10 protein-coding genes are annotated in these 11,868 nt (G+C 62.7%); 6 read left to right on the top strand and 4 right to left on the bottom strand.

The genetic code is table 11. The features are described from left to right. Positions 1-57 precede the first annotated feature (57 nt). The 4 genes from ilvC to HMPREF3092_RS04200 form a co-directional block, all read right to left on the bottom strand. Positions 58-1,089 carry a ketol-acid reductoisomerase gene (ilvC, locus tag HMPREF3092_RS04185; protein WP_019174765.1) on the bottom strand — a complete coding sequence of 344 codons (1,032 nt, stop codon included), beginning with the start codon at positions 1,087-1,089 and terminating at the stop codon, positions 58-60. 182 nt (positions 1,090-1,271) lie between these two features. After that, positions 1,272-1,781, bottom strand: coding sequence for an acetolactate synthase small subunit (gene ilvN / locus HMPREF3092_RS04190; protein WP_019174764.1), 510 nt, complete (start codon positions 1,779-1,781; stop codon positions 1,272-1,274). Beyond that, entirely contained in the window at positions 1,778-3,598 is a 1,821-nt protein-coding gene (locus HMPREF3092_RS04195) for an acetolactate synthase large subunit (RefSeq protein WP_370919360.1), read from the bottom strand. Before HMPREF3092_RS04195 ends, ilvN begins: the two co-directional genes overlap by 4 nt. 211 nt (positions 3,599-3,809) lie before the next feature. Beyond that, complete coding sequence (locus tag HMPREF3092_RS04200) at positions 3,810-5,162, bottom strand: MFS transporter (RefSeq protein WP_070423939.1); 1,353 nt, start codon at positions 5,160-5,162, stop codon at positions 3,810-3,812. 66 nt (positions 5,163-5,228) lie between these two features. Between HMPREF3092_RS04200 and HMPREF3092_RS04205 the strand changes: the two genes are divergently transcribed. The 6 genes from HMPREF3092_RS04205 (at position 5,229) to HMPREF3092_RS04230 (ending at position 11,543) form a co-directional block, all read left to right on the top strand. After that, positions 5,229-6,437, top strand: coding sequence for a methyltransferase domain-containing protein (locus HMPREF3092_RS04205; RefSeq protein WP_070423940.1), 1,209 nt, complete (start codon positions 5,229-5,231; stop codon positions 6,435-6,437). 10 nt (positions 6,438-6,447) lie between these two features. Then, on the top strand, positions 6,448-8,178 hold the full coding sequence (locus tag HMPREF3092_RS04210; protein ID WP_070423941.1) for an ABC transporter ATP-binding protein: 1,731 nt from the start codon (positions 6,448-6,450) through the stop codon (positions 8,176-8,178). Continuing rightward, positions 8,175-9,965, top strand: coding sequence for an ABC transporter ATP-binding protein (locus tag HMPREF3092_RS04215; protein WP_070423942.1), 1,791 nt, complete (start codon positions 8,175-8,177; stop codon positions 9,963-9,965). Before HMPREF3092_RS04210 ends, HMPREF3092_RS04215 begins: the two co-directional genes overlap by 4 nt. A gap of 180 nt (positions 9,966-10,145) precedes the next feature. Further along, positions 10,146-10,364 carry a helix-turn-helix transcriptional regulator gene (locus HMPREF3092_RS04220; RefSeq protein ID WP_062019379.1) on the top strand — a complete coding sequence of 73 codons (219 nt, stop codon included), beginning with the start codon at positions 10,146-10,148 and terminating at the stop codon, positions 10,362-10,364. Then, a complete protein-coding gene (locus HMPREF3092_RS04225; RefSeq protein WP_070423943.1) occupies positions 10,361-10,921 on the top strand; it encodes a hypothetical protein in 561 nt (186 codons plus the stop codon). The genes HMPREF3092_RS04220 and HMPREF3092_RS04225 overlap by 4 nt, the downstream gene beginning before the upstream one ends. A 13-nt stretch (positions 10,922-10,934) precedes the next feature. Continuing rightward, on the top strand, positions 10,935-11,543 hold the full coding sequence (locus HMPREF3092_RS04230; protein WP_061943344.1) for a hypothetical protein: 609 nt from the start codon (positions 10,935-10,937) through the stop codon (positions 11,541-11,543). The last annotated feature ends 325 nt before the right edge of the window (positions 11,544-11,868 follow it).

Raw genomic sequence — 11,868 nt, forward strand, 5'->3', positions numbered from 1 at the left:
GGTGGAACTCCTGCAGGAGTTCCACCTCGGCTGTGTGGAAGGTCAGCTACGTGACGATCAGCGAGCGGCGGTGCCTTCGGTGTAGTCGTCTTCGGTGTCCTTCAGCCAAGCGAACATCTTGCGCAGTTCGCGGCCGGTGGCTTCGATGGGGTGCTGTTCTTCCTTGGCGCGCAGTTCGTTGAATTCCTTCGCACCGTTCTTCTGGTCGTCCATGAAGCGCTTGGCGAAGGTGCCGTCCTGGATGTCGGCGAGGACTGCCTTCATGTCTTCCTTCACCTGCGGGGTGATGACGCGCGGGCCGGATACGTAGTCGCCGTATTCGGCGGTGTCGGAGCAGGACCAGCGCTGCTTGGCGATTCCGCCTTCGACCATGAGGTCGACGATCAGCTTGAGTTCGTGCAGAACCTCGAAGTAGGCGATTTCGGGCTGGTAGCCGGCTTCGGTGAGAACTTCGAAACCAGCCTGCACGAGGTGGGAAACACCACCGCAGAGAACGGCCTGTTCACCGAACAGGTCGGTTTCGGTTTCTTCCGTGAAGGTGGTCTTGATGCCGCCTGCGCGCAGACCGCCGATGGCCTTTGCGTAGGACAGGACGGTGTCCCATGCCTTGCCGGATGCGTCGACCTCAACGGCGACGAGAACCGGAACGCCGCGGCCGTCAACGTATTCGCGGCGCACAACGTGGCCGGGGCCCTTGGGGGCGACCATGATGACGTCAACACCCTGCGGGGCTTCGATGTAGTCGAAGCGGATGTTGAAGCCGTGCGAGAACACGAGCGTCTTGCCTTCGGTGAGCTTGTCTGCGATCTCGGCGTTGTAGATGTCTGCCTGCACCTGGTCGGGCGCGAGGATCACGATGACGTCTGCCCATTCGGACACTTCGGCGGGGGTGCCGACCTTGAGGCCTTCTGCTTCGGCCTTGTCGCGGCTCTTGGAACCTTCCTTCAGACCGATGCGCACGTCAACGCCGGAGTCGCGCAGGCTCAGCGCGTGTGCGTGGCCCTGCGATCCGAAGCCGATGACGGCGACTTTCTTGCCCTGGATGACGCCGAGGTCGGCATTGTCGTCGTAGTAGCGCTCTGCTGCCATGGGATTTTCCTTCCTTTGAGATCGCCCACCGAATGGTGCGTCTCAGATGTTGGGTGTCGTTTCGAGATTATAGGAGCGTGCCGGCTCACTGCGAATTGAGCGTGCACACTGTGAGATAGGGGCCGAGATGCCGGCCCGGAACCGCTCGGGAACTTGTGTTCCCGAGGGCTCGGGCCAGCCGGTTACGCCCAGGTGGACCGATCCGAGATCGACCGTGAGCCGCGGCTGATGGCCAGCAGCCCAGACTGGACGATTTCGCGGATGCCGAACGGTTCGAGCACGGCCCGCAGTGCCTCCAGCTTGGACTCTTCGCCAGTGGCTTCAACACTCACCGCATCCGGTGCGACATCGATGATGCGCACGCGGAACAGTTCGCAGGCGTCCGCAATCTGTCCGCGGGTGACAGAATCGGCCGCCACCTTGAAGATCACGTGGCCGCGCTCAACCGAGTTCGACGGTTCGAGTTCAACGACCTTGATGACGTTGACCAGCTTGTTCAGCTGTTTAGTGACCTGCTCCAGCGGCACGTCTTCAACGTCAACGACCATCGTCAGGCGCGAAATCTCCTCGACCTCGGTGGTGCCCACCGCGAGCGAATCGATGTTGAACCCACGACGTGCGATGAGGCCGGTCAGGCGGGTGAGCGCGCCGGGCTTGTTCTCCAGCAGGACTGACAGAGTATGACGGCTCACAGCTCTTCCTCTTCCTCTTCGAATTCGGGACGCAGGTTCTGCGCGTACTCAATCTGGTCGTTGCTGACACCGGCGGGCACCATGGGCCACACCATTGCCTCAGCCGGGACCGTGAAGTCGATGACCACGGGACGGTCATTGATTTCCAGTGCCTTGGCGATTGCAGCATCGACGTCTTCATTGCGCTCAACCCGCATGCCCACACAGCCGTAGGCTTCGGCGAGTTTCACGAAGTCCGGCACCCGCCTCGAACCGTGACCGGTGTCGAGGTTGGAGTGCGAATAGCGGCCGTCATAGAACAGGGTCTGCCACTGGCGGACCATGCCGAGTGACGAGTTGTTGATGATCGCCACCTTGATCGGAATGTTCGAGATGACGCATGTGGCCAGTTCTTGGTTTGTCATCTGGAAGCAGCCGTCGCCGTCGATGGCCCACACGGTGCGGTCGGGTTCGCCGACCTTTGCACCCATGGCGGCCGGAACGGAGTAGCCCATGGTGCCGAGCCCTCCGGAGTTGAGCCACGAATTGGGTCGTTCGTATTTGACGAACTGGCTCGCCCACATCTGGTGCTGTCCAACACCTGCGGCGAAAACCCCTTCGGGGCCGGTCAGCGCAGAGATGCGCTTGATGACGTACTGCGGATCGCACAGTCCGACATCGTTGGCTTCGTAGCCCAGCGGGTACGTTTCTTTCCACCCGTTGAGCTTCGCCCACCATCCGGGGCGTTCGTCTTCGAGTGCTGCCGAGTGTGATTCGCGCAGCTCACTCAGCAGCGAGCTCAGCACTTCGCGGGCATCGCCGACGATCGGCACATCGACCGCACGGTTCTTGCCGATTTCAGCCGGGTCGATGTCGGCGTGGATGACCTTTGCGTACGGAGCAAATGACGCGAGGTCGCCCGTGACGCGGTCATCGAAGCGCGCACCGATCGCAATGAGCAGGTCCGACTTCTGGAATGCGGCGACAGCAGAAACGTTGCCGTGCATGCCGGGCATACCCACGTGCTGCGGGTGGGAGTCCGGGAACGCGCCGCGGGCCATGAGCGTTGTGGCCACCGGAATCTTCGTTGCTTCAGCCAAGCGCAGCAGCTCTGCGGAAGCGCCGGAGCGGATGACACCGCCGCCGATGTAGAACACCGGCTTCTTGGCCTGCGCGATCAGCTGCGCGGCTTCGCGGATCTGCTTATTGTGCGGCTTGGCGACGGGACGGTAGCCGGGCAGGCTGGGAGCTTCCGGCCAGACGAACGGAGCTTCGGCCTGCTGGGCGTCCTTTGTCACGTCCACCAGAACGGGTCCGGGGCGGCCGGTCGAGGCGATGTGGAACGCCGACATGATTGCCTGCGGGATGTCTTCAACGCGGGTCACCAGGAACGAGTGCTTGGTGACGGGCATTGTCATGCCCACGATGTCCGCTTCCTGGAACGCGTCGGTGCCGAGCATCTTGGAGGACTGCTGGCCGGTGATTGCCACCAGAGGCACGGAGTCCATGTGAGCATCGGCAATCGGGGTGACGAGGTTCGTGGCACCAGGACCGGAGGTCGCCATGCACACGCCGACTTTTCCGGTAGCGGCCGCGTAGCCGGTTGCCGCGTGTCCGGCACCCTGTTCGTGGCGGACGAGGATGTGGTTGATGGAATCTGCGTCCATCAGCGGGTCATAGGTCGGGAGGATGGTTCCGCCCGGCAGTCCGAATACGGTGTCGACGCCCATCAGCTCAAGGCTGCGAATGATGGCCTGTGCGCCCGTCAGGACCTCGGGGGCAGTCCGCCCTCTTTTGGCGGGCTGTTGAGCCTGGCGCGAAGGCGATGGCGCCGGCACGGGCTTTGATGCCACGGTGATCTCCTCTGTGTGTACCTGTGTGTTGTCTGCGCCCTGGCGATCACCAATAAAAAAAGCCCCTGCCAGATCCTGGAGGGGCGCGCGATGATCGTCCAAGCGAACGCTGGGAGGGATTACCTCGCGCGCCTGCTAATAAGGACAATGACATCGGTGAACATGTGACCTAGTGAACTAGGCCACGTCAGCAATGTCAATTTGCGGATACGGTTCGTCCACTTTTTGAGACACGAGGTGGATCTCCGCGGTCCGCATCGATGTCCGCCAAGGGTGCGTGGCCGCGTTCGCGCATGAGCAGCAGTGCCGGAATCCCGGCGGCCAACACGATGGCAGTGGCGTAGCCGGCCGGAGCAAGGTTCCATCCGGTGGCCTGGACCAGGCTGGCGGCAATAATCGGCGACAGTCCCCCGAAGGCGACAGTGGCCGTATTGAAGCCAATCGCCATACCGGAGAAGCGGCCGATGGCAGTGAACTGCTCAGGGATGGCGGCAGCGGCAACAGCCGACCACCCTGCGGCGGGAACCGCGAGGAACGCCGCGGCTGTGGCGGCGGTTGTCGGATTGGCGTGGGACAGCAGCGCGTAGGCGGGAATTGTTGTAAGCGCCAGAACCGCACTGAGAGCCGCGAACATGGTCCGCCTGCCGAACTTGTCAGAGGCCAGCCCGATCAACGGTGTGACGATGATGGCCGCCACTCCTGCAATCGTGCCGAACGCCAGCGATCCCGCACCGTCCATTTCGACAACGGTTTCGAGGAACGTGGGCACGTAGGTGATGTTGAGGAAGTACGACACAGATCCGACCGACGACACCAGGAACGCCACGATGACGGCCTTAGGGTGACGGCGCAGGACGTCGAGCAGCGGTGAGCCTGTGTTCACCCCGCTGTCCTGGGCCTTCTTGAAGGTGTCGGTTTCCTCGAGGTGTTTGCGCAGCGGAATCATCACAGCCGCCAGAACACCGCCGATAATGAACAACACGCGCCAGCCCCAGGAGTCCATCTGATCTGGGGTCAGCAGATTGGCCAGCAGCGCACCGGAGCCCACGGCCAAGAGCGCACCAACCTCGGAGTTCGCAGCCGCCCAGCTGGCGGCCAAACCACGACGGCCCTCCTTGGCAGTTTCCATGAGGAAGACCATGATGCCGGTGTATTCGGCACCGACGGAAAAGCCCGCCAGGCAGCGCAGGGAAATCATGATGATTCCGCCCCATATGCCGATCTGTTCGTAGCCGGGCGTAATGGCGATTCCGAACATGGCCACCGCCATGAGAATTGCCGAAACCACAAGCGCTGCACGCCTGCCGACCCTGTCGCCCAAATGTCCGAAGACCATGGCACCCAGCGGTCGGAAGAAGAAGCCTGCCGCGCCAACTCCCAAAGTCAGCAGCAGGGAGTTTTCCTGCCCCGGAAAATACACGCGTGCCAAGTTGACCGACACGTAGAAGAACACCGAGAAGTCGAACCATTCGACAATCGTGCCGAAGGCAGCCACAAGTATGGACAGGCGGCGTTTGGAGTCTTCCGTTTTCCGCGGCGAGTGTGTCATAGCGCTCTTCCTTCCGGGTGTTCGAACACTAACAGCAGGGTCTGACACAGCGCCTAGGATTGCTGTATGATCTGCGCCCACTACGCTGCCGACCGCTGCCGGACCTGCTCGCTTATCGAGGTCCCAACCGACCAGCGGCTGACACGCATTGAACGCGAACTTGCCGCAAACATCGAACACGCCCTGGCCGACAGGAGCCCCGACGCGGTTTTCGCAGACCCCATTACCAGCGCGGATTCCGGTTTCCGCAACACCGCGAAAATGGCCGTCGGCGGCACCGTCAACGAACCCACACTCGGGATTCTCGATGAAGACTTCGCAGGCATCGACCTATCAGACTGTCCGCTCTACTCCCCCGTCATCCACCGCGCTCTGGAGGCGATTCCGTCGATCATCAAAGCGGCACAGATCCCGCCCTACCGGGTTCGTGCGCGCAAGGGAGAACTCAAATACGTCATCGTGACCGAAGGCGATGACGACCAGCTGGCTATCCGCTTTGTCCTGCGCACCGAAAGCGCCCTGCCGCGCCTACAAGAAAAACTGCCGCGCCTGCTGAAAACACTCCCCGGCATCACGCTCATCAGTGCAAACATCAATCCTGAGCACACGGCCATCATCGAAGGCCCAACAGAAATCCACCTGCACGGCGAGCGCTCCCTGCCGGTCACTCAGGGCGATGTCACGCTCCTGCCCGGCCCGCAGTCCTTCCTCCAGACGAACACGACTGTTGCCGGCGAGCTCTACCAGACGGTCCGCCAATGGATTGCCGACGCCGCAGAAGCACACGCCGCCACGCACCAAACAGCAGCGAACCCCGCCACTCCCCTCACCGTGTGGGACCTCTACTGCGGTGTTGGCGGTTTTGCCCTCCACGCGGCACTCGCCTCACCGCAGGTCCGTATCCACGCCGCCGAACTCAACCCAGAAGCAGTCGAGCGCGCCCAGGAAGCCGCCAGGCGCCTCGTGAGTGAGCATCCGGAAGTCGAAGACCGCGTCGAGTTCACAGCGGAAGACGCCTTCACGTGGGCTCGTGAGCAGAGCGAGCCAGCCGATCTGCTCATCGTCAATCCGCCCCGGCGTGGGCTCGGCAAACCCATGAGCCAGTGGATTGAAAAGTCAGGAATTGCAACCGTCATCTACTCCAGTTGCAACCCGCGCACCCTGGCAGCGGACCTTAAGCACATGCCCGGCTACAGGGCCGAAATCGTCCGAATAGTCGACATGTTCCCGCATTCACCCCACGCAGAGGTTCTCACCAGGCTGAAGCGCCTATAAGCTGAATCAAATGCGAGCACTCCTGCGTTTCTGGCCAGACATCCGCGCCCGTATATGGGTGTACTCCCTGGTCATGGTGCTCACGCTCATTGCCAACGCAATTTCACTGGCCACCCCGATGCTCACCGGCCACATCATCGACGGCCCGATCGCCCACCGCGACCCCGCCGGCCTGTGGTGGCCTGCCGCCGCGATTCTGGCGGTCGGAATCGCCGAGGCGTCTGCCCTGTGGGCGCGCCGCCGGCTGGTTGCCGGGGTGGTTTCGGAATGGGAAGTCACGTGGCGCGGTCGGCTGTTCTCCCACCTTCTGTACCTGCGGGTCGGCAGACACGACGCGTGGGATTCGGGCCAGCTGCTGTCGCGTGCCACGCAGGACATGTCGCAGCTGCGGCGCTTCTTTGCCTTCGGCGGGCCGTTCATGTTGGTCACTCCAGTGACGATCGTCATCGGCACCGTCATGCTGTGGCTCATTCACCCGCTGTTCGGGCTCACTGTGATCGGCATGGCCATTCCCTTGACGGGTTCTGTCGCTCTTTTGGAGGGCCAGTACCGGCGGACGTCGCGCGCATCTCAGGACACGATGGGCGAAATCACCACAAGCGTCGAAGAGTCGATTCTCGGCATTCGGATTCTGCGCTCTTTCGGGCGGTCATCGTGGGCATCGCAGAGGTTTTCTGAACTCTCCCACCGTCTGGCCGGCTACGAGGTGCGCCTGGCAAAGCTCGATTCCTGGATGTGGGCCTCGATGCAGATGTTGCCGGCGGCCGCGCAGGTCGTCATGCTGGGCCTGGGCGCGTGGGGTGTCCTTGAGGGCTGGGTGACCATCGGCCAGGTGGTTGCTGCGCTGACAATCACGTGGATTCTGCGGATGCCCATTGAAATGCTCGGCTTCCTGCTGGCCGACTTCCTCATCAGCATCACCGCCGCACAGCGGTATTGGGAAGTGCTCGATGAAGACATCGGCATCGAAGACCCCGCGGGAGGAATCGACGATGCAGCCGCCGTGCCGTCCGCTGAGGGAAGACTGGAGTTTACACGCGTCGGATTCACCTTCGACGATGGCGAGCGCCCGCTGCTGCACGATGTGAACCTCACCGTTGAACCCGGTGAAACTCTGGCGCTCGTGGGGCCCACGGGATCGGGTAAGTCGACGGTTGTCTCACTCATCCCGCGCCTTCACGATGTCACCTCCGGTGCCATCACGATTGACGGCCGGGACATCCGCGACATCCCGCTCAACGCCCTGCGGGGCCTGGTGTCGTTCGCCTTTGAAGACCCCATTCTGTTCTCTGACACCATCCAGGCGAACGTCGAAATGGGCGCACCCGGAGCCAGTGAGGACGAAATCGAGCAGGCGCTGCGCATTGCCGCCGCGTGGGACTTTGTGCAGGCACTTCCCGACGGCCTGGAAACGCAGGTCGGCGAACAGGGGCTGAGCCTCTCCGGCGGTCAGCGCCAGCGTGTGGCCCTGGCGCGGGCCATCATCGGCAAGCCGCGCGTGCTTGTGATGGACGACCCGCTTTCAGCCGTTGACGTCGACACGGAAGACCGTGTGCAGCGCGCTCTGGCCGAGGTGCTGCCGGACTCCACGACGATTGTCGTGGCCAACCGCCCGTCGACCGCCCTGCTCGCGGACAGGGTCGCTGTGCTGGACGGCGGCACGGTCGTCGAAACCGGCACCCACCGCGAACTCACGGCCAACTCGACCACCTACCGCAACCTCATGGGGGCGCAGGCATGAGCGACACCGTGACCTCCACCTCGGACATTGATGCCCTCCCGGAGGGCATTTCCAAACGCTCTCGCGCGCTCCTCCTGCAGCTGGTCCGGCCCTACCGCGGGATCCTCATCGTGCTGACCCTGCTGGTCCTGTTCTTCGCCACGGCCGGCACGCTCGGCCCGGTGTTCATTGCCCGCGCCCTCGACCACGGTCTGCCCGCCGCGACGAACGGCGATTTCGGCCCCCTGTGGACTAATGTGGGCCTGTTCGCGACGTTTGTGGTTCTTGGTGCGTCTGCCTCCTGGGCAGCTACCCGAGGCATTGGGATCGTCAGCCAGAAGATCATGGTGACTCTGCGCGGTCGCCTGTTCGACCACGTGCAGAAACTCGACATCGCCTATCACGAAAAGCAGAGCTCAGGCCGGCTGGTGTCCCGGCAGTCATCGGACATGGAGTCGGTGCAGGAGTTCCTCGGCTATTCGCTCATCTCAGCGATTTCTGGGGTCGTGCAGATGGCGGTCATCGCAGCGATTCTCATCTTCCTCGACATCCCGCTGGCCTTGGTCACCTTCGCCGGCTTCATCCCGCTGTACTTCGTCACCCGTGCGGCTCAGCGCTCACAGCGCGCGGCCTACCGGCGGACGCGCACGTCGATTGCCAAGGTCATCATCGACTTCACGGAGTCCATGGGCGGCATCCGCGCCGTGCAGACTTTCCGCCGGCAGCCGCAGCGCAAATCCAGTCTGTCTGCCCACGATGACGATTACCGCAAGGCGAACACCGACGCTCTGCGAGGAGTGGCAACTTTTGCCGGGCTGACCAGGCTGATCGGCAACCTTTCGCAGTTCGCGATCATCCTCCTGGGCGCGTGGCTTGTGATCAGCGGGCACACGCAAGTGGGTGTGCTCGCCGCGTTCGTCCTCTATGTGCGCCGCTTCTACGCCCCACTTGATGAGCTCGTGCAGACATTCAACATGTACCAGTCGGCGCAGGCCGCCCTGGAGAAGATCACGGCTGTTCTCGAGGTCGAACCCACCATTACTGATCCTGCCTCTCCCCAGACTGTCGAGGCCGACGGCCAGGTTGTCTTCGATGGCGTCCGCTTTGCGTACGGGGACGGACAGGATGTGCTCCCCCGCTTTGATCTGCGCCTGCCGGCCGGGCAGACGGTCGCACTCGTGGGCGCGACGGGTGCTGGCAAGTCAACGCTGGTGAAGCTGCTGACCCGCTTCTACGATCCGCTGGAAGGTGCGGTGAGACTCGATGGAGTTGACCTGCGGGACATTGTGGATGCTGATCTGCGCAAAGCCGTTGTCATGGTCACGCAGGAATCGTTCCTGTTCGGCGGAACGATTGCCGACAATATTCGGATCGGCCGCCCCGATGCGTCTGATGACGAAGTCCGCGCGGCCGCACGCGCCGTCGGTGTGGACGAATTCATTGAGAGCCTGCCGGATGACTATGACACGGATGTACGCAAACGCGGCGGGCGTTTGAGCTCCGGGCAGCGTCAGCTGGTGAGCTTCGCGCGCGTGTTCTTGGCCGACCCTGCAGTGCTCGTTCTTGACGAGGCCACGGCTCACCTGGATGTGCCATCAGAGAAGCTGGTCCAGCAGGCACTGGAGACGATCCTCGCCGGCCGGACAGCGGTCATCATTGCCCACCGCCTGTCGACGGTCGAAATCGCCGACCGTGTTCTTGTCATGGATGCCGGCCGGATTGTCGAAGACGGCACTCCCGCCGAGCTCATTGCCGGCGAGGGACGCTTCGCTCATCTTCACGCTGCTTGGAAAGACTCACTCCTGTAGAGCTCCCGCTTGGGCTGACGAGGTGCCAGGTCCGGGCGCGCGTCACTGGTCTTCCGCTGTGGTTCGGGACGCTTGCATAGACCCTCAATGTCAAAGATTCTTGCCTTTATGTCAGGCTTGCTTGACATGCTATGTCTAGTTTCCTTAACCTTGTGTCAAACAAACTAGACATGAGGACAAATGAGCACACACCCCAAGCCGAAAGTGAAAAGCGCCAGACTGCTTGCCGAACTCACACAGGCTCAGCTGGCTGCAAAGGCGGGTGTGTCGCGGCAGACGATCATTTCGATTGAACGCGGCGACTACAACCCCAGCGTCTACCTAGCACTGTCAATCGCACAGCTGCTGAACAGCACAGTCGAAAATCTTTTTCCCACCGCACAGGAGGACAACTCATGACGAACTCCCCGACACCTCGTATTGACCGGATGATGGGCTACAACTCCGCGACGATGGGCGATGAACGCGAAGCACGCATTCTGCTGCAGGCAACGTCGTTCGGCGCGGTCGTCAGCGTCTACACGGCAACCGCCGTTGCCGCCGGACTCGCACTGACCGGCAACGGAGTCTGGGCCGCCGTCCTGCTGGTCCTTTCGTCGATTCCGTCGTTTGCCATCTACTTCTACGCTGGACGTCACGGTGTTGATGTCGACAAACTGCTGTCCAGGGGCACCATGGGACAGCTGGTATGGCCTCACGTGATTATGGGCCTCATGGTTGCCGCACTGCTGTTCGGAATTGCGTTCCACCTGACCACCGGACAGCCCGTCATCCCCGTGACCGATGTTTCGCAGGGCCTTGCCGACAATATGAGCAACGGCCATACCGCACCCCTCTCCCGTGGGTTGATCGGAGGCGGTATTGTCGCGCTCATCCCGATCGTCTGGGCAATCATCTCTGTGCGTCGAACCAAGACCCAGAAACCCGACCCTGCCGACATTCCCGACGAAGACTGAAAGAAGGTATGTCATGACTACCTCGCAGAATTTCCAGCGGGAGGCGGGCGGCGCCTCGGCAGCCCCATCTCCCACTAAGAACATCGACGCAGTCTTCGGCCTCACCGGCATGGGCGACGAGCGCCAGCGCGACATCTACCTGAGGGCCAACACGTTCGCCGCGCACATGGGTATCTACGCGGGCATCGCCCTGGCAGCGCTGCTAGCGCTGTGCGGTCTGGTGTTCTGGGCAGTGGTCGCACTGTTCGCGACCGGCGTCCCCGCGGTGGCCGTCATCGCCTACATGAAGGCACACGGCGTCCCCTACGGAGACCCGTACGCTCGGGCGACGCGCACGCAGAAGATCGTGCCCAGCCTCATCGGACTCGCAATCGTTGCCGCCATGGTGTTCGGCGCCATGTGGGCACTGTTCACCGGCGGCCCGTTCGTTGAGGTCGTGGGACCGACCACGGCAGATGTCGCGCAGACCGCCTCGGAGGACCGCGCGGGAACTGCCCAGACGCTGCTCATAGGACTTGCCGCAGGCGTAGGGCTGACCGCAGTGCTCCTCCTGGTGCTGCGCCCCGCGTTCCTGTCCAAGCGCGACCGCCGCGACGCCGCCGACATCCCGGATGAGGACTGACGGCCCGGGTCACAATCGCTGACACAAGCAGATGCCGGGGATACCTACGGATCCGTTGGTGGCCCCGGCACTTGCCCACAACGGCGGACGAGGCGGAGGCTGCCTCCCAGCACACAGAAAGGCGGGGCCTGCACTGCAGCAGGCCCCGCCTTTCGTCTGCCTCGCAAACCAAATCAGATCCGCACACTCAGCGGGTCGTTCGGCACTACCTAGCGGATTCAGTCGGTGGTGACGGCTCCGACTGCGGCTGAGCGGACCAGCTTGGCGTACTTGCCCAGCGTGCCGTGCAGACGCGGGTTCTCCGGCAGCGTCCAGTTTTCGCGAC

This window comes from Brevibacterium sp. HMSC24B04, from assembly GCF_001806835.1.
Classification (GTDB): Bacteria; Actinomycetota; Actinomycetes; order Actinomycetales; family Brevibacteriaceae; genus Brevibacterium; species Brevibacterium ravenspurgense.

What these genes read in the sequence shown, in the direction of transcription:
- ilvC (WP_019174765.1), bottom strand. Translation starts at nt 1,089, where the DNA reads ATGGCAGCAGAGCGCTACTACGACGACAATGCCGACCTCGGCGTCATC.
- HMPREF3092_RS04200 (WP_070423939.1), bottom strand. Translation starts at nt 5,162, where the DNA reads ATGACACACTCGCCGCGGAAAACGGAAGACTCCAAACGCCGCCTGTCC.
- HMPREF3092_RS04205 (WP_070423940.1), top strand. Translation starts at nt 5,229, where the DNA reads ATGATCTGCGCCCACTACGCTGCCGACCGCTGCCGGACCTGCTCGCTT.
- HMPREF3092_RS04210 (WP_070423941.1), top strand. Translation starts at nt 6,448, where the DNA reads ATGCGAGCACTCCTGCGTTTCTGGCCAGACATCCGCGCCCGTATATGG.
- HMPREF3092_RS04215 (WP_070423942.1), top strand. Translation starts at nt 8,175, where the DNA reads ATGAGCGACACCGTGACCTCCACCTCGGACATTGATGCCCTCCCGGAG.
- HMPREF3092_RS04220 (WP_062019379.1), top strand. Translation starts at nt 10,146, where the DNA reads ATGAGCACACACCCCAAGCCGAAAGTGAAAAGCGCCAGACTGCTTGCC.
- HMPREF3092_RS04225 (WP_070423943.1), top strand. Translation starts at nt 10,361, where the DNA reads ATGACGAACTCCCCGACACCTCGTATTGACCGGATGATGGGCTACAAC.
- HMPREF3092_RS04230 (WP_061943344.1), top strand. Translation starts at nt 10,935, where the DNA reads ATGACTACCTCGCAGAATTTCCAGCGGGAGGCGGGCGGCGCCTCGGCA.